Raw genomic sequence first — 26,302 nt, 5'->3', positions numbered from 1 at the left:
TATTAGTCAGCGGCATTTCTATTAAGATAGTTGGCTGTACGAAAAAAAAGCAGTACTTTTGCAGCCGTATACAAAATAATTCTATAACTCATGAGTAATCAACGATACATGATGCGTGGAGTAAGCGCATCAAAAGAAGATGTGCACAACGCCATCAAGAACATCGACAAAGGAATTTTCCCGAAAGCATTCTGCAAAATTATTCCCGATATATTGGGAGGTGACCCGGAATATTGTAATATCATGCATGCCGACGGCGCCGGAACCAAATCTTCCCTCGCTTATATGTACTGGAAAGAAACAGGCGACTTGTCTGTTTGGAAAGGAATTGCCCAGGATGCTTTGATTATGAATATCGACGACTTGCTTTGTGTAGGCGCTGTAGACAACATTCTTGTTTCTTCAACAATCGGACGCAACAAGTTATTAATCACGGGAGAAGTCATCTCCGCCATCATTAACGGAACAGACGAATTACTTGCCGAACTCCGCGAAATGGGTGTAGGCGTATATGCAACCGGTGGTGAAACGGCTGACGTCGGCGACTTGGTACGCACCATCATTGTTGATTCTACTGTAACTTGCCGCATGAAACGTTCAGACGTTATTGACAATGCCAATATCCGTCCGGGCGACGTAATCGTTGGTCTTGCTTCTTACGGACAAGCTACTTACGAGAAAGAATATAACGGCGGCATGGGCAGCAATGGTCTGACAAGTGCCCGTCACGATGTATTCGGCAAATATCTTGCTGAAAAATACCCGGAAAGCTATGATGCAGCAGTTCCCGAAGAATTGGTTTATTCAGGAAATCTAAAATTAACGGATAGCGTAGAAGATTCCCCGATTGATGCAGGTAAGTTAATACTCTCTCCTACCCGTACTTATGCACCGGTAGTGAAGAAATTGCTGGATGCATTACGCCCTGAAATCCACGGAATGGTTCACTGCTCAGGCGGTGCGCAGACCAAAGTGCTTCACTTTGTTGAAAACGTCCGTGTAGTAAAAGACAATCTTTTCCCTGTTCCTCCGTTGTTCAAGACTATTCAAGAGCAAAGCGGTACTGATTGGGCAGAAATGTACAAAGTATTCAATATGGGACACCGTCTTGAAGTTTATCTGTCACCCGAGCATGCAGCTGAAGTTATCGCTATCTCCGAATCATTCGGTATCCCGGCGCAAATTGTAGGACGCGTTGAAGAATGTGACAATACGGAATTAATTATTAAGAGCGAGTTCGGAGAATTCAGATATTAAAGAATGGCAGATAACAGTACCATATTAGAAAAATTAGACGGTCTTGTAGCCCGTTTTGAAGAAATATCAACCCTTATCACTGACCCGTCAGTAATTGCCGACCAAAAGCGTTATGTTAAACTGACTAAGGAATATAAGGAACTGGATGATTTAATGAAAGCCCGTAAGGAATATATCCAATTGTTGGGCAACATTGAAGAAGCCAAAAATATTCTGTCCAATGAGTCGGATGCCGAAATGCGTGAAATGGCAAAGGAAGAGATGGACAATAGTCAGGAACGCCTTCCTGTATTGGAAGAAGAAATCAAACTGATGCTTGTTCCTGCCGACCCGCAAGACAGTAAGAATGCAATTCTTGAAATTCGTGGTGGTGCAGGCGGTGACGAAGCCGCTATCTTTGCCGGTGACCTTTTCCGTATGTATGCTAAATTCTGTGAGACAAAAGGCTGGAAGATGGAAGTGTCCAATGCAAACGAAGGAACAGCCGGTGGCTTCAAGGAAGTAGTTTGCAGCGTCACAGGTGACAATGTTTACGGAATCTTGAAATATGAATCGGGCGTACATCGTGTACAGCGTGTTCCTGCCACAGAAACTCAAGGGCGCGTACATACTTCAGCAGCTTCAGTAGCTGTACTTCCCGAAGCGGAAGAATTCGATGTAGTCATCAATGAAGGTGAAATCAAATGGGATACTTTCCGAAGCGGCGGTGCCGGCGGACAGAACGTAAATAAGGTAGAATCCGGAGTGCGCCTGCGCTATATATGGAAGAACCCGAATACAGGTATCGCCGAAGAAATCCTGATTGAATGTACCGAAACACGCGACCAACCGAAAAATAAAGAACGTGCATTGGCCCGTCTCCGTACGTTTATCTACGACAAAGAACATCAAAAGTATATCGACGACATTGCTTCCAAGCGTAAGACAATGGTATCAACCGGAGACCGTTCGGCTAAAATCCGCACTTACAACTATCCACAAGGACGTATCACCGACCATCGTATCAACTATACAATTTACAATCTTGCTGCTTTCATGGACGGAGATATCCAAGACTGCATCGACCACCTGATTGTGGCAGAAAATGCGGAAAGATTGAAAGAAAGTGAGTTGTAGAAAATAGAAAGTTGAGAGCGGGGCTTTAAATTGTAAATAGTAAATCGCATAATAGTAAATAACAAGATGGATAAGCAACAATTATTTGAAAACATAAAACGCAAAAAATCATTCCTTTGCGTAGGACTTGATACCGACATCAAGAAAATCCCGGAACATCTGTTGAAAGAAGAAGACCCTATCTTTACATTCAACAAAGCAATCATCGATGCAACAGCAGATTTGTGTATCGCCTACAAACCGAACCTGGCTTTTTATGAAAGCATGGGTGTAAAAGGATGGATTGCGTTTGAAAAGACAGTAAAATACATCAAAGATAATTATCCCGACCAGTTCATCATTGCCGATGCAAAACGTGGCGATATCGGAAACACTTCCGCCATGTATGCCCGTACATTCTTCGAAGAACTGAATATCGACTCTGTCACAGTAGCTCCTTATATGGGTGAGGACAGTGTTACTCCATTCCTTACTTATGAAGGAAAATGGGTTATATTATTAGCTTTGACATCCAACAAAGGTTCTCATGACTTCCAATTGACAGAAGACGCGAACGGTGAACGTTTGTTTGAAAAAGTACTGCGCAAATCACAGGAATGGGCAAGCGACGACTGCATGATGTATGTGGTAGGCGCAACGCAGGGACGCGCTTTCGAGGATATTCGTAAGATTGTTCCCAATCACTTCCTTCTTGTTCCTGGTGTCGGCGCTCAAGGTGGCTCACTCGAAGAAGTTTGTAAATATGGAATGAACAGTACTTGCGGATTAATTGTTAACTCATCCCGTGGTATAATCTACGTGGACAAAACGGAAAAATTTGCTGAAGCTGCCCGCACCGCCGCACAAGAAGTACAGGCACAAATGGCCGAACAGCTCAAAGCAATTCTCTGAAAAGAAAACAAAATCTCTAAAAGAAACGAATGTCTCACGAAAGAAAGATAATCAACGACCCGGTATTCGGGTTTATCAATATTCCGAAGGGGTTGCTGTACGATATAGTACGGCATCCCCTTTTGCAGCGCCTTACCCGTATCAAGCAGGTAGGGCTATCGTCTGTGGTATATCCCGGTGCGCAGCATACCCGTTTCCAACACTCCCTGGGTGCTTTCTACCTGATGAGCGAAGCAATCACACAACTGGCTTCCAAAGGTAATTTCATCTTCGACAGTGAAGCGGAAGCTGTACAGGCTGCCATTCTGCTGCATGACATTGGACACGGCCCTTTCTCTCATGTACTGGAAGACACCATTGTTAAAGGAATTCCCCACGAAGAGATTTCCATTATGCTAATGGAACGGATGAACAAAGAAATGAACGGTCAGCTTAGCCTTGCCATTCAAATCTTCAAGGACGAGTATCCGAAACGCTTCCTGCATCAGCTTGTCAGCGGTCAGTTGGATATGGACAGGCTTGATTATCTCCGTCGTGACAGTTTCTATACGGGAGTTACGGAAGGAAACATCGGCTCGGCACGAATCATCAAGATGCTTGATGTGGCAGACGACCGCCTTGTCATCGAATCCAAAGGAATCTACTCCATCGAGAACTTCCTCACGGCACGTCGCCTGATGTATTGGCAGGTATATCTGCACAAGACTTCGGTAGCCTACGAAAAGATGCTTATCAGTACCCTTTTGCGCGCCAAAGAACTGGCTTCGCAGGGAGTGGAGCTGTTCGCATCACCCGCATTGCGTTTTTTCCTTTACAAAGATATCACTCCCGAAGAGTTCTACAACAACCCCGATTGTCTGGAGAACTTTGTACAACTGGATGATAACGATATATGGACGGCCCTGAAAGTATGGAGTACCCATACCGACAAGGTTCTTTCCACTTTAAGCATGGGAATGATTAACCGAAATATCTTTAAAGTGGAAATTTCGTCGGAACCGATTAGTGAAGACAGAAAAAAAGAATTAACTTTGCAAATCAGCCAGCAATTAGGCATAACACTTTCCGAAGCGAACTATTTTGTCTCTACCCCCAGCATCGAAAAGAATATGTACGACCCGGCAGATGACAGTATTGACATTATCTACAAAGACGGCACTATCAAAAATATTGCCGAAGCATCGGACATGTTGAATATCTCGTTATTGTCCAAAAAGGTAAAGAAATACTATCTCTGCTACCAGAGATTACATAGATAAGTATAAAATATTCATGCAATAACACGGAAATCTGAAAAAAAAGTCCGTTATTTGTGAACTAATTAAATTTTAAATTAAAGACATGGAGTTCTCGGCTAAGCAAATTGCAGCATTTATCCAAGGGGAAATCATTGGAGACGAAAACGCTACGGTACACACATTCGCTAAAATTGAAGAGGGAATGCCCGGAGCAATTTCTTTCCTGTCAAATCCCAAATATACACCTTACATCTACGAGACACAATCTAGCATTGTCCTGGTTAATAAGGACTTCACTCCTGAACACGAAATTAAAACGACCCTTATCAAAGTAGACAATGCATACGAAAGCCTGGCAAAATTGCTCAACCTTTATGAAATGAGCAAACCTAAAAAACAGGGTATCGATTCATTAGCATTTGTTGCCTCCAGTGCCAAGATTGGTGAGAACGTATATATAGGTGCTTTTGCCTACATTGGCGAAAACGCCGTGATCGGAGATAATACTCAAATTTATCCACATACTTTTGTTGGAGACGGAGTAAAGATAGGCAACAGTTGCCTGCTCTACTCAAATGTAAATGTTTATCATGATTGCCGCATAGGCAACGAATGTATCCTGCACTCGGGTGCGGTAATCGGAGCCGACGGATTCGGTTTCGCCCCTACTCCGAACGGATACGATAAGATTCCTCAAATCGGAATTGTTATTCTGGAAGATAAAGTAGATATAGGTGCCAATACCTGTGTAGACCGTGCTACAATGGGAGCTACGGTAGTACATAGTGGTGTCAAATTGGATAACCTGATACAAATAGCCCATAATGACGAGATCGGTTCGCATACCGTAATGGCTGCACAAGCCGGTATCGCCGGTTCTACCAAAGTGGGAGAATGGTGTATGATTGGCGGGCAGGTAGGTATTGCCGGACACTCGAAAATAGGAGATAAAGTAGGCTTGGGCGCACAATCAGGCGTACCGGGAGATATCAAGTCCGGTAGCCAGCTCATTGGTACCCCTCCTATGGAGTTAAAACAATATTTCAAATCATCTATCGCACAAAGAAGCTTGCCTGACATGCAGAAAGAACTGCGTAACCTGCGCAAGGAAATCGAAGAATTAAAACAACTATTAAATAAGTAAATAAATAGCCAATGCTGAAACAAAAAACGCTGAAAGATAGCTTTTCACTGAGCGGGAAAGGTCTTCACACTGGACTTGATCTCACTGTAACATTTAATCCTGCTCCGGACAATCATGGATACAAAATCCAGCGTATTGACGTAGAAGGACAACCAACTATCGATGCAGTAGCCGACAACGTGACAGAAACCACCCGTGGTACTGTGTTGTCGAAGAATGGAGTCAAAGTAAGCACCGTTGAACATGGTATGGCAGCCCTTTACGCATTGGGCATTGATAACTGCCTTATTCAGGTAAACGGCCCGGAGTTTCCGATTTTAGATGGTAGTGCACAATATTATGTACAAGAAATAGAACGTGTAGGAACAGTAGAACAGAATGCTGTCAAGGACTTTTATATCATCAAGTCAAAGATTGAATTCCGTGACGAATCGACAGGTTCTTCCATCATTGTATTGCCGGACGAAAATTTCAGTCTGAATGTACTGGTTTCTTATGATTCGACCATTATCCCGAATCAGTTTGCTACACTTGAAGACATGCATAAATTCAAAGACGAAGTGGCTGCCAGCCGTACATTCGTCTTTGTTCGCGAAATAGAACCGCTGCTCTCTGCGGGATTGATTAAAGGGGGCGACCTGGACAATGCTATCGTAATCTACGAACGCAAGATGTCACAGGAAAGTTTCGACCAGTTGGCAGACGTTATGGGAGTTCCTCACATGAATGCCGACGAATTAGGATACATCAACCACAAACCGTTGGTTTGGGCGAATGAATGCGCCCGTCACAAATTACTGGATGTTATCGGCGACCTTGCTTTAATCGGCAAGCCGATTAAAGGGCGTATCATCGCTACCCGTCCCGGACATACTATTAACAACAAGTTTGCCCGTCAGATGCGGAAAGAAATTCGTTTGCACGATATTCAGGCACCAAGCTATGATTGTAACCGTGAACCGGTGATGGATGTAAACCGTATCCGCGAACTATTGCCGCACCGTTATCCTTTCCAACTGGTAGATAAAGTGATTGAAATTGGTGCCAACTATATAGTAGGTGTAAAAAATATTACTGCCAATGAGCCTTTCTTCCAAGGACATTTTCCACAAGAACCCGTTATGCCGGGCGTGCTTCAAGTAGAGGCAATGGCACAAGTAGGTGGTTTGCTTGTTCTCAACTCTGTTGACGAACCGGAGCGTTACTCTACTTATTTTATGAAGATAGACGGTGTGAAGTTCCGCCAGAAAGTTGTGCCGGGAGATACACTGACATTCCGTGTGGAATTATTAGCACCTATCCGTCGTGGTATATCCACAATGAAAGGCTACGCATTCGTTGGGGAAAAAGTAGTTTGCGAAGCTGAATTTATGGCACAAATAGTAAAAAATAAGTAATTAACAATTGGAAAATCAAATGATAAGTCCTTTAGCGTATATTCACCCCGAAGCTAAAATCGGGGAAAATGTAGAAATTGCGCCTTTTGTATTTATAGATAAAAACGTGGTTATCGGCGACAACAATAAAATTATGGCTAATGCCAACATTTTATTTGGTTCACGTATTGGTAACGGAAATACTATTTTTCCGGGTGCTGTCATCGGGGCTATTCCGCAGGACCTCAAATTTCAAGGGGAAGATTCAACAGCCGAAATCGGAGACAATAACCTGATTCGCGAGAACGTGACAATTAACCGTGGTACGGCAGCTAAAGGGCGCACGATTGTGGGAAATAACAACTTACTGATGGAAAGCGTGCACGTAGCACATGATGCTTTGGTCGGTAACGGATGCATCATTGGTAACTCTACCAAGATGGCCGGTGAAATCGTAATTGATGATAACGCTATTATTAGTGGCGGCGTACTAATGCATCAATTCTGTCATGTGGGCAGCTATGTAATGATTCAAGGTGGTTCTCGTTTCAGCAAGGACATTCCTCCTTACATTATTGCAGGACGCGAACCAATCGCTTTCAGCGGAATCAACATTATCGGCTTACGTCGTCGTGGTTTTACCAATGAGGTGATTGAAAGTATTCACAATGCCTATCGTATCATCTACCAAAGTGGATTGAACACGACAGAAGCATTAAAGAAAATTGAAGATGAATTCGAGAAGAGTCCTGAAATCGACTACATCATCGACTTCATCCGTAATTCAGAACGTGGTATAATTAAATAAACAGTTCAAAATAGTCATATTATGATATACAGATTTACTATCATATCTGATGAAGTTGACGATTTTGTCAGAGAAATACAAATTGATCCGGAAGCTACTTTTTTAGACTTCCATGAGGCAATCGTAAAATCAGTTGGGTACGCAAACGACCAAATGACTTCTTTCTTTATCTGCGACGACGATTGGGAAAAAGAAAAAGAAGTGACTTTGGAAGAAATGGACGACAACCCGGAAATGGATAGCTGGGTGATGAAAGAAACTACTATCAGTGAACTGGTAGAAGATGAAAAACAGAAGTTACTGTATGTATTCGATTACATGACAGAACGTTGTTTCTTCATCGAGTTATCTGAAATCATTACCGGAAAAGAAATGACCGGTGCTAAATGTACCAAGAAATCAGGGGATGCCCCGAAACAGACAGTCGATTTTGAAGAAATGGCTGCTGCCGGTGGTTCTCTCGACTTGGACGAAAACTTCTATGGCGACCAGGATTTCGATATGGAAGACTTCGATCAGGAAGGATTCGATATTGGTGGCGATGCAGGTGGCTCATTCGAAGAGGAGAAATTTTAAATATTAAGTATCAAGTATTAGGTATTAATTGCTATGCAATGCCAGGCAGTTAATACCTACTATTTTTTAGCTCACATTTTAATACTTAATGCCTGATACTTAATACTTAAAATCCATGCCTACTCTCATTGTTCTTATAGGTCCTACCGGCGTAGGGAAAACCGAATTGAGTCTACGGATAGCAGAGAATTTCCAGACAAGCATTATATCTGCTGATTCGAGACAACTTTATGCCGAATTAAAAATAGGTACGGCAGCGCCTACTCCCGAACAACTGGCACGTGTCCCCCATTACTTGGTCGGTACGCTCCATCTTACAGATTATTACAGTGCAGCCCAATATGAAGCGGAAGCACTGGAAATCCTTGAAAAGTTATTTATTCAACATGAGGTCGTGGTTCTTACCGGCGGCTCGATGATGTATGTCGATGCTATCTGTAAAGGTATTGACGATATTCCTACCGTTGATGCGGAAACCCGCCAACTCATGTTGCAGAAATATGAGGAAGAAGGACTCGAACAACTCTGTGCGGAACTCCGCTTATTAGACCCGGAGTATTATCGTATTGTAGATTTAAAGAATCCCAAGCGAGTGATTCATGCACTGGAAATTTGCTATATGACGGGACGCACGTACACTTCTTTCCGTACGCAACAAAAGAAAGAGCGCCCTTTCCGTATTATCAAAATAGGATTAACCCGTGACCGGGAAGAACTTTACGACCGCATCAACCGACGTGTGGATATGATGATGGAAGAAGGTTTGTTGGAAGAAGTACGTTCCGTACTTCCCTATCGTCACCTTAACTCTCTTAATACGGTAGGATACAAAGAAATATTCAAATACTTGGATGGAGAATGGGAACTACCGTTTGCCATAGAAAAAATCAAGCAAAACTCCCGTATTTATTCACGCAAACAGATGACCTGGTTTAAGCGTGATGAAGAAATACGCTGGTTCCACCCGGAACAAGAAACGGAGATACTTGAGTATCTCCGCCAATCTTTATCGTAAGCCTTTGACTATCTTACTTTTTACTCACCAAACGAATAACAACCTTGCCATCAACATTTTCCGCAGAAGCGGTTTTAATGACCTCAGCTGACATATTTTCCAATATGCCCGCATGTACTTCTTTTCCATCCAAGATATATATAACTTCTCCCAACATATCTTTCGCTGCATTTTCAGCTAATTGCCATGCATTAGCATAGGTACGTTTTGGATTTTTCTTCTTAGCCTGAAATTCTTCATCTGTCAGCATTTCTATTATAATTACTCCATCCTTTCCTTTTTCCCCATAAACAGCCGTAGCCGATTTATCTTTCAGTATAGAGAAGCTTTTGATATGATCGGGAGCAAGTTTGGATAAAGCATCCTTTTCCATAGCTTCCTTCCCATCAATAATAATCAAAGGCTCTTCGCCATTTTTTATTCCATGAACACTGATACCATTGACAAGACCATTAGATCCTGTACTTTTAATCCTCATTAGCCGACTTGTTGTTTCCGGCAAGAGTTTCACTACTTCCTGCTCCATCCGCACTGACATCGTAGCACTTACGGGAACTTTCATGGATTTATATCCGATAAATGAAAACAGGAGATTCCCCCCTTTCACCGCTTTCAAACTAAAATGACCATTTGTATCCGTAATTGAGCCATAAGTTGTATTAGGCACAAGCACACTTACGCCTGCTTTCGGACGTCCCTGTTCATCAACGACAGTTCCACTAACTTGAAAATCGGGCACTAGGTTTTCTTGATTATCCACTTTAGAATAACCAAATACCCCTGTCGTACCAGGCTTTTTCGTGGTTATGAGTATCACTCCATTTATGCTACGCTTACCATATATCTTTATAGCAGCACTATCTTTTAGTACAGACACACTCTCTATCTCCGATGGATCCATCCTTTCCATAGCATTCATACTGATTTCTCTACCATCAGCAAAAACCAGCGGCTGCTTATCCAATCCAAATCTGATATTCCCGAATCTTACAGGAACAGAATATTTCACAGGAACAGGCTTGCCACGCTGCTTTCCCGGGATCCAATTCGGCATTTCACGAACGATCCTTTCGGCTTCCTCATTCAGCGATGGCTGGTCAGATTCAAGAACTTGCACATCTATCACCTTTCCGGTTTCAGTAACTGTAAAGCCAATCGTCACCAACCCGCCTGCTTTGCCTTTCATAGGAGAGTCAGCTACCTTACCTTCCAAATACTTACTCAATGCTTTCATACCACCAGGGTATTCAGGCATCTGCTCCACTACCTCAAAAATAACAAGTTCATCTTCCGCTTTCTTTTTCGTTTCAGTCACCTTTGAATCATCCTTCTTCACGACTTTTGATACTCTCACTGTATCTTGCAGCACCTTTTCTTGCACAATTTCCGCTAAATCATTAACTTTGACTGCTGAAATCTCTTCAACTTTTTCAGAGATTTCGGGACGGGCGAATGCAGTTACTGCAATAGCTGCCAGCGGAAGTACATACAGGTACTTCAAACGCGCCCACGGATTCGATTTTTCTTTTAACATCATAGTGATACGTTTTTTAAGTTTACTGTGATTAAAGCTGTTGGCCATAGAGTAGAGCCTTGTGCCAACGGCTTTTTTTATTAATAATAGTTGATATTCTTTCGCGTTTACTCCCTCATGGATAACAGTCTCGTCTGCTTCGTACTCATGGATATTCTGCAATTCCTGTTTCAGCAACCATGCGCCGGGATTGAACCATTGAAAGAAGATACAAATATCCGCTACCAATAAATCAATAGAATGACGGTGACGGATATGCGCCATTTCATGGATAAGAATCTCCCGGCCGTTCTCTTCCAAGTCTTTCTGACTGATAACGACATACTTCATCCAACTAAATGGAGCAATCTCCCGATTATGCACCACAAGCGTGACTCCTTTCTCAAACTTCTCATGTTTACCCGAATGTATCAGTCTGAAAAGACAAATCAGAGAATAGATATTGCGACAAGCAAGAAATACAATGCCTGCCAAATAAACCAACAAAACGATTTGTATCCAGGAAACAGAAGGCGCTTCCTGCACTACAGTTCCCACTTCCGGAGTCGTTGCGTTCAGTTCCGCCATCATCAACAACTGCTCGATAGAAAGTACAGCCTGCTGCACTTCAACCTGATGACGGGTAGTCATCTCAATGCATGGAATGAGCAACGAGAAGAACAACACTCCCAGTAAAGCAATCCGGTTGAAACGGTGAAAAGTCTCCTTGCTCAATAATAACCGGAAAAATAGGTAAAATAAGACAAGGCAAACAGATGATTTCAATATATAAATGAAGAAAGCTCCCATAGTATAGATTTTCGTTTAACAGATTAGTCTTTCTTATCTGACTGTTCCACTTCGTCGATGAGCTGCTTCAGTTCATCCAAAGAAATATCTTCCTCTTTGACCAAAGAAGAAACAGCACTCAAATAAGAATTATTAAAATACTTGCTAATCACATTCCGAAGCGTTCCTTTACGAAAATCTTCTTCACTGACCACAGGATAATATTGATAGGTATTACCAAACGTATTGTGAGCCAGAAAGCCTTTGTCTTCCAACCCACGCACGATAGTAGATAAGGTATTGAAATGTGGTTTCGGCTCTTCATAGAAAGCCAACATTTCTTTCACGAACAAGGGGCCTTTTTCCCAAAAAAAGCCCATGATTTCTTCCTCTTTTGCTGTTAATCCTTTCATACTTGCAACATTGTTTACTGCAAATAACGAAAAGTTTTAGTTCATAAACTAATTTTCCTAGTTAAAGTAAACTAAAGCATCTAGTTTATCCCCACAGCTTATCGACAATAAAGTTGCCGATAAAGAATAAATCACCCATAAAAACAATGCTGAACACTAGAAAAGTGAAGCAGGTGCTCCAGCGTGCGCCACCTTCTTCTTCGCCGCGCTTAATACGCAGCAGGGAACTATACAGGCAATCGCCTGCTATGAACAGTACAAACAAACCCGGTATCAAGTCGCCCCACGACACCAGCCACAGATTATCCCCCTTCCCTAGCAGGAAGGTCAACGCCACCGCCAACAAGAAGACAGAAGCATACTGCAAGTCTTTCCTTTTTGAATTCATAGTGGTAATATTTAAAGTCCTTTTCACAAAGATATTGAATCCCATCCAATAATCCTTATCAAAACCATACAAAAATAGTATCACCACCTATTAAATTATCCCAATGAATATAGGAGAAAATGAAGAGAAAACAGTGAAGAAGGAGAAGAATAGTTAATCATCCACTTCTCCTTCGTCAGATTTCACTGGCCCGTGCCCCGTTTTAGAAGATTTCTTTTTCAACCGCCCACTTTTCTTCAAGGCTTCGGCAATAATCCACTGAAGCTGCCCGTTTGCACTACGAAACTCATCAGCCGCCCATTTTTCTATGGCATCCATTGTTTCAGCATCCACTCGCAGAACAAAATTCTTTATTGAAGATTCCTTTTTAGCCACTTCTTTACTACCTTCTTATTTTATTTTTATCAATGATTCAGCGTGCCGGCATTAATTACCGGCTGTGCAGACTCATCCGCACAAAGCACCACAAGCAAATTACTAACCATGGCTGCTTTCTTTTCTTCATCAAGTTCAACAATCTCTTCTTCAGAAAGTTTATGCAATGCCATACGCACCATCGACACAGCACCTTCCACAATCTTTTCACGAGCTGTAATAATAGCCGATGCCTGCTGCCGACGCAACATTACTGCCGCAATTTCCGGCGCATAAGCCAAATAATTAATACGGGCTTCCACTATTTCCATTCCGGCCATGGCCAAGCGTTCGTTCAATTTCTGTTCCAACTGCTCGTTGATTTCATCACCACCACTACGCAAAGTCAATTCGTCCGCATCCGTCTCATTATCATCATAAGCATACAGACCGGCTACCTGGCGAAGCGCCGCATCACTTTGCACACGCACAAAGTCTTCAAAAGCGTTCATCCTTCCCGCAACAGTCACACTCATCTGTCCAGTGCCTTTATTGTCCGCCATCGTTTGCGCATCAATTTCAAACATAGCCTTATAGGTATCTTTCAGCTTCCAAACAAGCACCAAGCCTATCAAAATAGGATTACCTATTTTATCATTTACCTTAATAGGCTTCACATCCAGATTACGGGCACGCAAAGACAATTTCTTCTTATTCATAAAAGGATTTACCCAAAAGAACCCCGTCTTGGTGAATGTTCCTTTATATTTTCCGAAGAATACCATCACGCGAGCTTCATTCGGTTCTTGTGAAAAGTAACCCGGAATCATAAGAATAGCCAACGCGATAAAGAGCAGTAGCAAAACAAACAAAATACCGCTTCCTTTGAAAAGCACAAAACTCATCACTGCCAGACATGGCAACACTGCCACATTTAAAAATAAGGCTAAAAAGCCATCGACTACTACGTCATCGTACTTAATTTCTTTTGTATTCATAGCATTCTATTTTGATATTATTTTGATATCACAAATATATCGTTATTTTATTCAAATATGCAAGAAAGAAGAACGTTTTTCGCGCTCATATTATATTTTTAACTAAAAACGGCCGTATGCTGGTACTAAACAAATATAAAAGTTACGGAAATAAGGCGCCAACCGAAGCTTAAAAAGAGTTTGCACTTTGAGGTATTTAAGTTTATTACTATTTTTGCACAATATGAGCTTAAACCCATAAATAGTAAAATATAAAACAATTCATAAAATGAGAAAAGTTAGTTTAGTCCTACTCTTCTGCTTTATCTGCCTGACCGGAATGGCACAGGGTCAAAAGGCACTCGATTTAAAAGACATCACATCCGGACGCTTCCGCCCGGAAAACATTCAGGGAGTAATCCCCATGCCCGATGGTGAACACTATACTCAGATGAACAGTGACGGCACGCAAATCATCAAATACTCGTTCCGTACAGGAGAAAAAGTAGAAGTGATTTTCGATGTAGCTCAAGCGCGTGAATGCGACTTCAAGAACTTCGACAGCTACCAATTCTCACCCGACGGGCAAAAATTGCTGATTGCTACCAAGACAAATCCGATTTACCGGCATTCATATACAGCTGTACATTATATCTACCCTTTGAAACGAAATGATAAGGGCGTTACGACAAACAACATTATTGAACGGCTGTCTGACGGCGGACCTCAACAGGTCCCCGTCTTTTCACCGGACGGCACGATGATTGCTTTTGTCCGTGACAATAACATCTTCCTTGTCAAGCTGCTCTATGGCAACAGTGAAAGCCAAGTGACTGAAGACGGCAAACCAAACTCTATCATCAACGGTATCCCCGACTGGGTGTACGAAGAAGAATTCAGCTTCAACCGTGCTTTGGAATTCAGCGCTGACAATACGCAGATTGCCTTTATCCGTTTCGATGAATCGGCAGTCCCCTCCTACTCTTTCCCGGTATTTGCCGGAGAAGCTCCCCGCATAGATGCTCTCAAGGATTATCCGGGAGAATATACGTATAAGTATCCGAAGGCCGGCTATCCGAACTCTAAAGTAGAAGTACGCACGTATGATATTAAATCACACGTCACCCGCACCATGAAACTGCCGCTGGATGCAGACGGATATATCCCCCGCATCCGCTTTACCAAAGATGCCAACAAACTGGCAATCATGACGCTGAACCGTCATCAAGACCGTTTCGACCTTTACTTTGCCGACCCTCGTTCCACGCTTTGCAAACTCGTATTGCGTGACGAATCTCCTTATTATATTAAAGAGAATACCTTCGACAACATCGAATTCTACCCTGAATACTTCAGCCTGCTCAGTGAGCGCGATGGTTACAGCCATCTGTACTGGTATAGCATGGGGGGGAATCTTATAAAAAAGGTGACGAACGGAAAGTTCGAAGTAAAAGACTTCTTGGGATATGACGAGGAAGACGGTTCTTTCTACTACACCAGCAATGAAGAAAGTCCGCTTCGCAAAGCTGTCTACAAGACAGACAAAAAAGGCAAAAAGATAAAACTGTCCCAGCAAGTTGGAACGAACACCCCGCTTTTCAGCAAATCAATGAAGTATTATATGAACAAGTTCACCAACCTGAATAATCCGATGGTGGTAACATTGAACGATAACTCAGGCAAAACGCTCAAGACATTGATTACAAATGACAAGCTGAAAGAGACTTTATCAGGATACGCAGTGCCGCAGAAAGAATTCTTCACTTTCCAGACTACGGACGGTGTCACCTTGAACGGATGGATGATGAAACCCGTAGATTTCTCCGCATCGAAAAAATATCCGGTGCTGATGTATCAATACAGCGGTCCGGGCTCTCAACAGGTATTGGACAACTGGGGCATTAGTTGGGAAACCTATATGGCAAGCCGCGGATTCATCGTTGTATGCGTAGACGGTCGCGGAACAGGCGGTCGTGGAGAAGCCTTTGAAAAATGCACGTATCTGAAAATCGGTGTAAAAGAAGCCAAAGACCAGGTAGAAACCGCTCTTTACCTCGGCAAACAACCTTATGTAGACAAAGACCGCATCGGTATTTGGGGATGGAGCTACGGTGGATATATGACTCTGATGAGTATGAGTGAAGGAACTCCCGTATTCAAAGCAGGAGTAGCCGTTGCCGCACCGACCGACTGGCGTTTCTATGATACGGTCTATACCGAACGCTTCATGCGTACTCCAAAAGAAAACGCGGAAGGCTACAAGGCATCCTCTGCTTTCACCCGTGCCGACAAGCTTCATGGTAACTTGTTGCTCGTACACGGTATGGCAGATGATAATGTACACTTCCAGAACTGTACCGAGTACGCCGAACATCTGGTTCAACTCGGAAAACAATTCGATATGCAAGTATATACCAACCGCAATCATGGAATATACGGTGGCAACACCCGCCAACACCTGTACACACGGTTGACCAACTTCTTCTTGAATAATTTATAATGGCGGATAGAGTACGTAAGCCTGAATGGCTGAAAATAAATATTGGTGCCAACGAACGATACACCGAAACCAAACGGATTGTCGACTCCCATTGCCTGCATACCATATGCAGCAGTGGGCGTTGCCCTAATATGGGGGAATGTTGGGGAAAAGGCACTGCCACCTTTATGATTGGCGGTGACATCTGCACCCGCAGTTGCAAGTTCTGCAACACGCAGACCGGACGCCCGCATCCACTGGACATCAATGAACCTACCCATGTGGCAGAATCCATCGCATTGATGAAGCTAGACCATGCCGTCATCACTTCCGTAGACCGTGACGACCTTCCCGATTTGGGTGCGGAACATTGGGCACGTACCATCCGTGAAATCAAACGGCTGAATCCCCAAACTACCATCGAAGTACTGATACCCGATTTTCAGGGCAGAATGGAACTGGTAGACCTCGTGATAGAAGCCTGTCCGGACATCATTTCGCATAATATGGAAACCGTCCGCCGCATCAGCCCGCTAGTACGCAGCGCAGCCAACTATGATACAAGCCTGCAAGTTATCGGACGCATCTCCGCCAAAGGAGTCAAATCCAAAAGCGGCATCATGGTCGGGCTGGGAGAAACTCCCGAAGAAGTAGAAATGTTGATGGACGATTTATTAGCAGTCGGCTGCCAAATTCTTACTATAGGACAATACCTGCAACCCAGTCACCGTCATTATCCCGTTGCGGAATACGTGACTCCACAACAATTCGCAAAATACAAGACCACCGGTTTAGAAAAAGGATTTAACATCGTAGAGAGTGCTCCCCTTGTTCGTTCATCCTACCATGCAGAGAAACATATTCGTTAGCAAACAAAACACAGACACTATTTGTTTTATCAATAGAACCGACAAATAAACATAAAGTAGAGATGAATCATAAAGGAACACTTTCTTCCGCATTCAACATGTCGCTGGGATTTATCCCCGTTATTATTTCCATTTTATTGTGTGAACTTATAACGCAAGACACGGCCATTTATATCGGTACAGGTATAGGTATCGTAGGTATATATCTTTCCCACCAACGAAAGGGGATACTAATTCCTAACTTTATCTTATACATTGCGACCGGGATGCTGGCACTATTATCCTTAGCCGCACTTATTCCCGGTGATTATGTTCCGGCTGGCGCACTTCCCATTACATTGGAAGTCAGTATCCTCATTCCCATGCTGATACTTTACATGCATAAGAAAAGGTTCATCAACCACTTCCTGAAACAAATCGGTTCCTGTAACAAACGCCTGTATGCACAAGGAGCGGAAGCCGCCATCGTATCGGCACGCATCGCTTTAATCTTCGGTGTACTGCATTTTATCATTATCAGCATCGTTGTTGTTTTCCAAGACCCGATAGGACAGATAAGCGGGCTTATTCTCTATAAGATACTGCCCCCTACTATCTTTATATTAAGCATACTGTTCAATCAGATTGCTATCCGTTTCTTTAATCACCTGATGTCTCACACAGAGTACGTGCCTATCGTCAATACCAAAGGAGATGTGATTGGAAAAACACCTGCCATTGAAGCAATCAATTACAAAAATGCCTATATCAATCCGGTGATAAGAATTGCCGTGTCTACACACGGAATGTTATTCCTTTGCGACAGGCCGTCAACAGCTATTCTGGACAAGAATAAGGTGGATATTCCAATGGAATGTTATCTTCGCTACGGAGAATCCCTGACAGCAGGCGCTACCCGCCTGATGAACAACGCGCTCCCCCATGTCGAAGATATAAAACCGGAGTTCAACATCGCCTATCACTTCGAAAATGAAGTGACAAACCGCCTTATCTATCTGTTCATTGTCGACTTGGACGATGATTCCGTCCTCTGTACGCCCCGTTTTAAGAACAGTAAATTGTGGAGTTTCAAGCAGATAGAGGAAAACTTAGATAAAGGCTTCTTCAGCAGTTGCTTTGAAGACGAATACGAACATCTGAAAAATGTTATTTGTATAAGAGAAAAATACAAGGAATCTTAGACAAATCGGGCACTTGTCCTTTCCAGTCTTTCACCGTGCGCGTCTGTATATATTCTCCTTCGCAAGTGATATTGGCGGCAATACATAGCTTTGTCTGCGGACGACAGTTCAGTAGAATATCTTCCACCATTTTATGATTCCGGTAAGGCGTCTCGATAAAGAGTTGCGTCTGATTCTCGGCATATACACGCTGATCCAGCGCCTTTAACTTCTTGCCACGTTCTCCCGGTTCAATCGGCAGATAACCGTGAAACGCGAAACTCTGACCATTAAAACCCGAGCCCATCACGGACAGAATAATAGAAGAAGGGCCGACCAACGGAACCACCTTCAGCTTTTTTCGTTGCGCAATAGCCACCACATCCGCACCCGGATCGGCAACAGCCGGACAACCCGCTTCGGATATAACTCCCATAGAGGAACCATTCATCAAAGGTTTCAGATAACCGGAAATATCTTCGGGCGAAGTATGCTTGTTCAACGGATAAAACGTCAATGCGTCAATATCAATCTCCCTGTCCACCTTCTTCAGAAAGCGACGGGCTGAACGAACATCTTCGACAATAAAATAACGGATACCGGAGATAATCTCCTTATTATAAGAAGGCAATACCTTTTCAATAGGCGTATCACCTAAAGTTACGGGCAACAAATAAAGGGCAGTTTCCACTTTTTAAATTGAGAATTGAGAATTAAAAATTGAGAAATAAGAAAGAGAAATGATTCAGGAAGCCATATAATTGGATTCACTCAACATCTCATGGTAGTCGGTAAATTCCAAAAGGTCTTTCAGCTTCATATCTTTATGCTTTTTCATATATGAAGCGACGATTCTCGCGCCTACCCATGTACCTATCAATGCAGGAGCCTGTCCACCTAGCATTTCAACAGCCGGAGCAGGTTTCATATAATAACGGAACACCATCGGGTCGCGTGCGTTCAAATGGTCATTGGAACAGATATAATCCCAAATCGCCTGTTCATTTTCCTTGCACCAGGCATTCTCTTCCTTCGAATATCCCATCGCTTCACCTATATTATTATATCCTAATAAGTTCTGCACCACATAATTGATTTTGCCGGAGTGCATCATCAGGTCGACAAGGCAAGTACCTTCGTGGTAATTCATACCATAACGGCTCAAAAGATAAAAAGCGAAACAATCCGGCACAATCCGTTCAGGACGCATCGAGCGGCATTGGTAATCGTAATAAAAACGCTTGTAAAGAGGATAATCCTCTCCCATATATTTATCAAGGCTGATACCGAGCAAGGAATCGACCAGGATAATAGACTCATTGAATGCAGACACCTGCGAATAGATAAACGGCACTTTCGTATCGGGAACCTCCTTCTTCAGTTTCTTGAATCCCTTGGTCAGTCCCTTTTCCACTTCATCCAAATTGGGGAATTTAGCTTCCACATCCCCCACCAGACGAACCAGTGTCGTATCCGAATAGAATTTTTGCAGCCGCTGCGCGATGGTATCATCCTTCACCGTACCGATGGCCAGCACATCTTCAATCAGAATCTTTGTCGGCATACGATAATCCATCGTCAACTTCTGCATAGCAGAAAAGCTGTTGGAGCGAACATATTCGCCCAACAGCTTATCGTATCTTAGAACAGAAATCTCCTCTTCCTTCTGCTCCGTACTGTTTCCTGTGCTTAACCCACAGGAGGCGAAAAGCATACTTATTACTATTATAAGAAGAGAAATCCGTAGTTTCATAATGTATTAACCGTAAATGATGTTACCATTTTCGTCCATGTACTCATCGAGTCCTTTCTCGTAAGTAGCCATGGCACGAAGACTCATACCTACGCTGGAGAATCCGCCGTCGTGGAAGAGGTTCTGCATAGTCACCTTGCGGGTAAGGTCGGAGAACATCACGATGCAATAATCGGCACATTCGTCAGCAGTCGCGTTTCCAAGCGGAGACATGCGGTTGGAGAAGTCGAACAGTTTGTCCATACCCTTCACACCCGAACCGGCTGTTGTAAATGTAGGTGATTGTGAAATAGTGTTCACACGTACGCTACGTTCGCGTCCGTAGATATAACCGAAGCTACGTGCAATAGATTCCAGCAATGCCTTCGCATCCGCCATATCGTTGTAGCCGTAGAAAGTACGCTGTGCAGCTACATAGCTCAATGCAACGATTGAACCGTAATCGGCAATAGCATTCAGTTTCTTGGCAGACTGGATCATTTTGTGGAATGAAACAGCCGAAATATCCAATGTCTTATCCAACATTCCATAGTCAAGGTCATCGTAAGTACGTTTCTTGCGCACGTTGGGAGACATACCGATAGAATGGAGCACAAAGTCAATTTGTCCACCCAGTATATCCATTGAGGTTTTGAATACATTCATCAAGTCCTCTACGCTGGTAGCGTCTGCCGGAACAATCTGGCAGTTCAGTTTTTCGGCCAAAGCATCGACTTCACCCATACGGATAGCCATCGGAGTATTTGATAATGTAATAGTAGCACCTTCTTCTACAGCACGTTCAGCTACCTTCCACGCAATGGACTGGTCATTCAACGCACCGAAAATAATACCTCTTTTTCCTTTCAACAAGTTGTAACTCATATCTTTTAATAGTTAAATTTTGTGCAAAGATAGGAACTTTCTGCATAAAATCACGAGATGTGTGCAAATAATAGACAGAAATGACAAAAAATACACGTAATCTATCAATTAGTCCACATCCTCTTGGGGTTTCGCTCCTATCTTTGCATTCGATAATTAAGAGGTTTTTTCATAATATTTATTTAAGGTTAGAATTAGGTTAACATGAATTCGTCTTATTCCTCTCCTGCAGGCCGCCTGCGACAGATAGCCTGCGGAAGGACATAAGAATTATGAAAAACACCCTCATTAATATCCAATGAAATACCAATGAAAACAATAGATGTATAACCCTATAGAAAATAAGATTACTAAATGAACACATTGACAAAAAGACTTCTCTGGATGGCCATATGTTGTCTGCCGTTCGTCGCAGGATGCAAATCCGGCGAGAAGACAGTTAGCGAAAGCAGCATAGACGACGCCATTTATCAGAACTTACCTTTCGAAATGCCGAAAGTGCAACAACCGGCTTTCCCTGCTTATGAGGTGAACATTGTAGATTTCGGAGCTAAAGGGGACGGACTGTTCCTAAACACGAAAGCTATCAACGATGCCATCAAAGACGTGAACCAGCGCGGCGGTGGCAAAGTGGTTATCCCGGAAGGCATCTGGTTGACCGGCCCTATCGAACTGCTGAGTAATGTAAATCTTTATACGGAACAAAATTCACTGGTACTCTTTACCGGAGATTTCGAAGCATATCCTATCATCGCCACTTCTTTTGAAGGTTTGGAAACCCGCCGTTGCCAATCACCGCTTTCGGCACGCGACGCGGAGAATATTGCTATCACAGGATACGGCACATTCGACGGAAACGGCGACTGCTGGCGTCCGGTAAAAAAAGGCAAACTGACTGCTTCTCAATGGAAAAAACTGGTCAATTCAGGCGGTGTCCTTGATGAGAAACAAGAAATATGGTATCCCACTGCCGGCTCACTGAAAGGTGCTATGGCTTGCAAGGACTTCAACGTGCCCGAAGGTATCAACACGGATGAAGAATGGAATGAAATCCGTCCGTGGCTGCGTCCTGTATTGTTGAGTTTCATCAAGAGCAAGAAGATATTGTTGGAAGGTGTTACCTTCAAAAATTCACCGAGCTGGTGTCTTCACCCGCTGTCCTGCGAAGACTTCACAGTAAACAATATCATGGTAATCAATCCCTGGTATTCTCAAAACGGAGATGCTCTTGACCTGGAATCTTGTAAGAACGCACTGATTATCAATAGTGTGTTTGATGCGGGAGACGATGCTATCTGCATCAAATCCGGTAAGGACGAAGATGGTCGCCGTCGCAGAGAACCTTGTCAGAATGTGATTGTAAAGAATAATACCGTATTGCACGGACACGGCGGATTCGTTGTAGGTAGTGAGATGTCCGGCGGTGTGAAGAATATCTATGTAGAAGATTGTACATTCCTGGGCACTGACGTAGGCTTGCGTTTCAAGAGTACCCGCGGACGTGGTGGTGTAGTGGAAAACATCTACATCAACAACATCAACATGATTAACATTCCGAACGAACCGTTATTGTTCGACCTGTTCTATGGCGGCAAAGGTGCCGGAGAAGAACCGGAAGAAGATTTGTTGAACCGCATGAAAACAGCCATCCCGCCGGTGACGGAAGAAACACCTGCATTCCGCGACATTCATATTTCGAATATTGTGTGCAGAGGTTCGGGACGTGCCATGTTCTTCAACGGCCTGCCGGAAATGCCAATCAGCAATATCACAGTCAAAAATGTCGTGATGACGGAAGCTACGGATGGTGTTGTCATCAGCCAGGTGGACGGTGTAACTTTGGAGAATGTTTATGTAGAATCGTCCAAAGGCAACAATATCCTGAACGTCAAGAACGCCAAGAACCTGACCGTAGACGGAAAGACATACGAAGAAATCAGTGCGAAAGGAGAATTCCTCAGTTTCAAATAAATCTCCTGCACTATATTAGAAAAGAAAACCACAATATCATTATATAGAGTAAAAAGCTCAAATAGCAGACTATTTTATCTTCAAAAGATAGACAGTCTGCTTTTTTTTCAGCTACTTTTGCAAAGAGAAATACGACGTATAATAATATCAGCCTTTGAATCATTTGGAATCATGAAGAAGAATCTTTTTATAATTGCTTTCCTTTTAGGAAGTTTTAGTCTGTCGGCCTGGGCTCAAAAACAAGAGAAGACCCTTACAATAGAAGTACACAACAATTGGGAGCAGGCGAAAACGGATGCTCCGGTTGTCATCAATCTGCATGACCTGCACGCAGGTTTCAAAATCAAATCCGCAGTTGTCATGGAAGGAAGGAATGAAATTCCATCCCAACTGGACGACTTGAACAGAGACAGGAAGATGGATGAACTTGCCTTTGTCACCGACCTTCCCGCTCGTGGCAGAAAGACTTTCCAAGTCACACTTTCTTCGGAGAAAAGTACAAAGACTTATCCTGAACGGGTATATGCCGATATGTTCATTGCTGACTCCCGGAAAGGGAAACATCAACGTGTACAGGCGATTACTGTTCCCGGAACGAGCAATATATACAGCATGGTACGTCCTCACGGCCCTATCCTGGAATCGGAGTTGGTAGGTTACCGCCTCTACTTCAATGAGAAACAGACACCGGACATTTACGGCAAATTCAACAAAGGGTTGGAAATCAAAGAATCCCAGTTCTATCCTACGGACGCACAGTTAGCCAAAGGTTTCGGCGATGACGTGCTTCGCGTGTTCGATAGCTGCGGTCCGGGTGCTTTGAAAGGTTGGGACGGACAGAAAGCGACTCATATCACCCCAGTAGAAACCCGTACCGAGCGTATCATTTCTTACGGCCCGGTACGTGTGATTGCGGAAATTGAAGTGACCGGATGGCAGTATCAGGGCGCGGAACTGGATATGATGACACGCTATACGCTTTATGCGGGACATCGCGACCTTCGTATCGAAGCATTCTTCGACGAACCGCTCGATAAAGAAATTTTCTGCACAGGTGTGCAGGACATCGTAGGTGCTTCCAAATCTTTCTCCGACCATAAAGGCTTGGTAGGGAGCTGGGGAACAGACTGGCCTGTGAACGACACAGTGAAGTATGCCAAAGAAACTGTAGGCTTGGGAACTTGTATTCCTCAACGTTACGTGAAATCAGAAGAGAAAGATAAAGCCAACTTCCTTTATACGATTACCGCTCCGGGAAACAAATATTTCCAGTATCACACGACTTTCACTTCCATGAAGGAAACCTTCGGATACAAGACACCGGAAGCATGGTTCGCCTATCTCCGCGAATGGAAAGAAGAACTGGCTCATCCCGTGACTGTAAAAGTGAAGGACAGCCACGCTAACAAATAAAGAAGACACACTCTAAAAGAACCACATACTAAAGAATCACATATTAAAGAACCACATCCCACCCAATAAGGTAGATACAAATACAACTAAACAAAATTTACGAGGTTTCTACCAATTTTTATACGACTCTGCACAATTATTACTCCCTGTGCAGAGTCTTTTTTTCTACCTTTGCCACATCAGATAAATCGTATAAATCATTTATATAAAACTATTTAATCTTCTTATATCATGAAACGACTGACACAGATTTTAGTTCTCTGCCTGCTGACCGCCTTTCCGGCACTGGCACAGAACAACTATGTATCCGAAGTATGGGTTTCCGACCTTGGAAACGGTAAATACAAGAATCCGGTACTTTATGCCGATTACTCCGACCCTGACGCTTGCCGTGTAGGCGATGATTTCTATATGACTTCATCCAGTTTCAACTGTCTTCCCGGATTGCAGATTCTACATTCCAAAGACTTGGTGAACTGGACAATTATCGGTGCAGCAGTGCCCAATGCCCTCACTCCTATCGAAACTCCCGAACGTCCCGAACACGGCAACCGTGTCTGGGCTCCTGCCATCCGCCATCACAACGGCGAATTCTATATCTTTTGGGGTGACCCCGACCAGGGTGCTTTCATGGTGAAAGCCAAAGACCCGAAAGGCCCGTGGAGCGAACCCGTTTTGGTTAAAGCAGGAAAAGGAATCATCGACACCTGCCCGTTATGGGATGAAGACGGAAAAGTATATTTGGTACATGCATACGCAGGAAGCCGTGCCGGATTGAAAAGTGTCATCACTATCTGCGAACTGAATTCGGAAGCAACAAAAGCCATCACTCCTTCACGCATTGTCTTTGACGGTCACGAAGCCCACCAGACTTGTGAAGGCCCCAAATTCTACAAAAGAAACGATTATTATTATATCTTCCATCCGGCAGGTGGCGTACCGACAGGATGGCAAGTGGTGTTACGTTCCAAAAACGTATATGGCCCTTACGAATGGAAAACAGTGCTTGCACAAGGCAACTCTCCCGTCAACGGCCCTCATCAAGGTGCATGGGTAGATACCCCTACTGGTGAAGACTGGTTTCTCCACTTCCAGGACGTAGGCGCTTACGGTCGTATCATGCACCTGCAACCCATGAAATGGGTAAACGACTGGCCTGTTATCGGCGTAGATAAAGACGGCGACGGCTGCGGCGAACCTGTCCTGACTTACAAAAAGCCGAATGTAGGAAAGACTTATCCCATCTGTACCCCGCAGGAAAGCGACGAATTCGACGGTTACACACTGTCTCCGCAATGGCAATGGCACGCTAACATCAACGAAAAATGGGCGTACTATGCAGGTGACAAGAGTTACGTGAGATTGTACTCCTACCCTGTCGTACAAGACTACAAGAATATGTGGGATGTAGCCAACCTCTTATTACAGAAAACTCCTTCGGACAATTTCACCGCTACGATGAAACTAACGTTCAGCCCTAACCAAAAGAATAAAGGTGAACGCACCGGACTTGTCGTTATGGGCAGGGATTATGCCGGACTTATTTTAGAAAATACAGATAAAGGACTTGTATTGTCGCAAGTTGAATGCAAAAGGGCAGATAAAGGGAAGCCGGAAGAAACGAAAGCCACCGTTGACCTTTCCCAAAAAACAGTTTATCTGAAAGTTCGCTTTAGTTGTGACGGCAAGAAAATCAAAGCCAGCGAAGGCGGACATGACCTCATTGTCATGTGTGATTTCAGTTACAGCCTTGACGGAAAGAAATATCAATCATTAGGCAGTCCTTTCCAAGCAAGAGAAGGACAATGGATTGGTACTAAGGTCGGGATGTTCTGCACACGTCCGGCTGTTGTTACTAATGACGGCGGATGGGCGGATGTGGATTGGTTCCGCATTACCAAGAAGTAATTTTCTCCAATGGAATAGTATAAAGAAACA

The 26,302-nt window shown here is 43.5% G+C and carries 23 protein-coding genes; 15 read left to right on the top strand and 8 right to left on the bottom strand.

Features of this window, described 5'->3' with window-relative positions; genetic code table 11:
* Positions 1-90: 90 nt before the first annotated feature.
* From HC965_RS18570 to miaA, 9 genes are all read left to right on the top strand, one after another.
* A complete protein-coding gene (locus HC965_RS18570) occupies positions 91-1,257 on the top strand; it encodes an AIR synthase-related protein (RefSeq protein WP_191032850.1) in 1,167 nt (388 codons plus the stop codon).
* Between the two features lie 3 nt (positions 1,258-1,260).
* Positions 1,261-2,373: a peptide chain release factor 1 gene (gene prfA, locus HC965_RS18565; protein ID WP_191032849.1), complete on the top strand. Its 1,113-nt coding sequence runs from the start codon at positions 1,261-1,263 to the stop codon at positions 2,371-2,373.
* 66 nt (positions 2,374-2,439) lie between these two features.
* Positions 2,440-3,264: an orotidine-5'-phosphate decarboxylase gene (gene pyrF, locus HC965_RS18560; protein ID WP_191032848.1), complete on the top strand. Its 825-nt coding sequence runs from the start codon at positions 2,440-2,442 to the stop codon at positions 3,262-3,264.
* Between the two features lie 29 nt (positions 3,265-3,293).
* The gene (locus HC965_RS18555; protein ID WP_191032847.1) at positions 3,294-4,523 is read left to right on the top strand and encodes an HD domain-containing protein; all 1,230 of its coding nucleotides are present in this window, start codon (positions 3,294-3,296) and stop codon (positions 4,521-4,523) included.
* Between the two features lie 82 nt (positions 4,524-4,605).
* A complete protein-coding gene (gene lpxD / locus HC965_RS18550; RefSeq protein ID WP_191032846.1) occupies positions 4,606-5,646 on the top strand; it encodes a UDP-3-O-(3-hydroxymyristoyl)glucosamine N-acyltransferase in 1,041 nt (346 codons plus the stop codon).
* Positions 5,647-5,657: 11 nt separating this feature from the next.
* On the top strand, positions 5,658-7,043 hold the full coding sequence (locus HC965_RS18545; protein ID WP_191032845.1) for a bifunctional UDP-3-O-[3-hydroxymyristoyl] N-acetylglucosamine deacetylase/3-hydroxyacyl-ACP dehydratase: 1,386 nt from the start codon (positions 5,658-5,660) through the stop codon (positions 7,041-7,043).
* Between the two features lie 19 nt (positions 7,044-7,062).
* Entirely contained in the window at positions 7,063-7,830 is a 768-nt protein-coding gene (lpxA, locus tag HC965_RS18540) for an acyl-ACP--UDP-N-acetylglucosamine O-acyltransferase (RefSeq protein ID WP_191032844.1), read from the top strand.
* 21 nt (positions 7,831-7,851) lie between these two features.
* Entirely contained in the window at positions 7,852-8,406 is a 555-nt protein-coding gene (locus tag HC965_RS18535; RefSeq protein ID WP_191032843.1) for a hypothetical protein, read from the top strand.
* A 115-nt stretch (positions 8,407-8,521) separates the two neighbouring features.
* Positions 8,522-9,421 (top strand): tRNA (adenosine(37)-N6)-dimethylallyltransferase MiaA, encoded by a 900-nt coding sequence (gene miaA / locus HC965_RS18530; protein ID WP_191032842.1) that lies wholly within the window; start codon positions 8,522-8,524, stop codon positions 9,419-9,421.
* A 13-nt stretch (positions 9,422-9,434) separates the two neighbouring features.
* On the opposite strand, the gene HC965_RS18525 is transcribed toward miaA, so the two are convergent.
* The 5 genes from HC965_RS18525 to HC965_RS18505 form a co-directional block, all read right to left on the bottom strand.
* Positions 9,435-11,744: a M56 family metallopeptidase gene (locus HC965_RS18525; RefSeq protein ID WP_191032841.1), complete on the bottom strand. Its 2,310-nt coding sequence runs from the start codon at positions 11,742-11,744 to the stop codon at positions 9,435-9,437.
* A 23-nt stretch (positions 11,745-11,767) separates the two neighbouring features.
* Entirely contained in the window at positions 11,768-12,136 is a 369-nt protein-coding gene (locus HC965_RS18520) for a BlaI/MecI/CopY family transcriptional regulator (RefSeq protein ID WP_191032840.1), read from the bottom strand.
* 85 nt (positions 12,137-12,221) lie between these two features.
* The gene (locus tag HC965_RS18515) at positions 12,222-12,524 is read right to left on the bottom strand and encodes a hypothetical protein (RefSeq protein ID WP_022139388.1); all 303 of its coding nucleotides are present in this window, start codon (positions 12,522-12,524) and stop codon (positions 12,222-12,224) included.
* 153 nt (positions 12,525-12,677) lie between these two features.
* The gene (locus HC965_RS18510) at positions 12,678-12,899 is read right to left on the bottom strand and encodes an Arc family DNA-binding protein (RefSeq protein ID WP_191032839.1); all 222 of its coding nucleotides are present in this window, start codon (positions 12,897-12,899) and stop codon (positions 12,678-12,680) included.
* 29 nt (positions 12,900-12,928) lie between these two features.
* Positions 12,929-13,876 (bottom strand): SPFH domain-containing protein, encoded by a 948-nt coding sequence (locus HC965_RS18505; protein ID WP_191032838.1) that lies wholly within the window; start codon positions 13,874-13,876, stop codon positions 12,929-12,931.
* Between the two features lie 268 nt (positions 13,877-14,144).
* Here HC965_RS18505 and HC965_RS18500 point away from each other — a divergent pair, with 268 nt between their 5' ends.
* The 3 genes from HC965_RS18500 (at position 14,145) to HC965_RS18490 (ending at position 18,384) form a co-directional block, all read left to right on the top strand.
* A complete protein-coding gene (locus tag HC965_RS18500; protein ID WP_191032837.1) occupies positions 14,145-16,355 on the top strand; it encodes a S9 family peptidase in 2,211 nt (736 codons plus the stop codon).
* Positions 16,355-17,203, top strand: a complete 849-nt coding sequence (gene lipA / locus HC965_RS18495; RefSeq protein ID WP_191032836.1) for a lipoyl synthase — start codon at positions 16,355-16,357, stop codon at positions 17,201-17,203. Before HC965_RS18500 ends, lipA begins: the two co-directional genes overlap by 1 nt.
* A gap of 62 nt (positions 17,204-17,265) precedes the next feature.
* Positions 17,266-18,384, top strand: coding sequence for a hypothetical protein (locus HC965_RS18490; RefSeq protein ID WP_191032835.1), 1,119 nt, complete (start codon positions 17,266-17,268; stop codon positions 18,382-18,384).
* Here HC965_RS18490 and HC965_RS18485 read toward each other — a convergent pair.
* Genes HC965_RS18485 through HC965_RS18475 form a run of 3 tightly spaced genes read right to left on the bottom strand, consistent with a single transcriptional unit; the run spans position 18,350 to position 20,980 of the window.
* Positions 18,350-19,054, bottom strand: coding sequence for an SAM-dependent methyltransferase (locus HC965_RS18485; RefSeq protein WP_191032834.1), 705 nt, complete (start codon positions 19,052-19,054; stop codon positions 18,350-18,352). The two genes, HC965_RS18490 and HC965_RS18485, sit on opposite strands and share 35 nt — an antisense overlap.
* A 54-nt stretch (positions 19,055-19,108) precedes the next feature.
* Entirely contained in the window at positions 19,109-20,116 is a 1,008-nt protein-coding gene (locus HC965_RS18480) for a gliding motility lipoprotein GldB (protein WP_191032833.1), read from the bottom strand.
* A 6-nt stretch (positions 20,117-20,122) separates the two neighbouring features.
* Positions 20,123-20,980: an enoyl-ACP reductase gene (locus HC965_RS18475; RefSeq protein ID WP_167962652.1), complete on the bottom strand. Its 858-nt coding sequence runs from the start codon at positions 20,978-20,980 to the stop codon at positions 20,123-20,125.
* A gap of 354 nt (positions 20,981-21,334) precedes the next feature.
* Between HC965_RS18475 and HC965_RS18470 the strand changes: the two genes are divergently transcribed.
* The 3 genes from HC965_RS18470 (at position 21,335) to HC965_RS18460 (ending at position 26,272) form a co-directional block, all read left to right on the top strand.
* On the top strand, positions 21,335-22,951 hold the full coding sequence (locus HC965_RS18470) for a glycoside hydrolase family 28 protein (RefSeq protein ID WP_191032832.1): 1,617 nt from the start codon (positions 21,335-21,337) through the stop codon (positions 22,949-22,951).
* Between the two features lie 171 nt (positions 22,952-23,122).
* On the top strand, positions 23,123-24,364 hold the full coding sequence (locus HC965_RS18465) for a DUF4861 domain-containing protein (protein WP_191032831.1): 1,242 nt from the start codon (positions 23,123-23,125) through the stop codon (positions 24,362-24,364).
* A gap of 231 nt (positions 24,365-24,595) precedes the next feature.
* Positions 24,596-26,272 (top strand): glycoside hydrolase 43 family protein, encoded by a 1,677-nt coding sequence (locus HC965_RS18460; RefSeq protein WP_191032830.1) that lies wholly within the window; start codon positions 24,596-24,598, stop codon positions 26,270-26,272.
* Positions 26,273-26,302 lie beyond the last annotated feature (30 nt).

The organism is Bacteroides sp. GM023 (assembly GCF_014750685.1).
Taxonomy (GTDB): domain Bacteria; phylum Bacteroidota; class Bacteroidia; order Bacteroidales; family Bacteroidaceae; genus Bacteroides.
The sequence above is the reverse complement of the archived record's forward strand: the minus strand, read 5'-3'. Positions and strand labels throughout refer to the sequence as shown.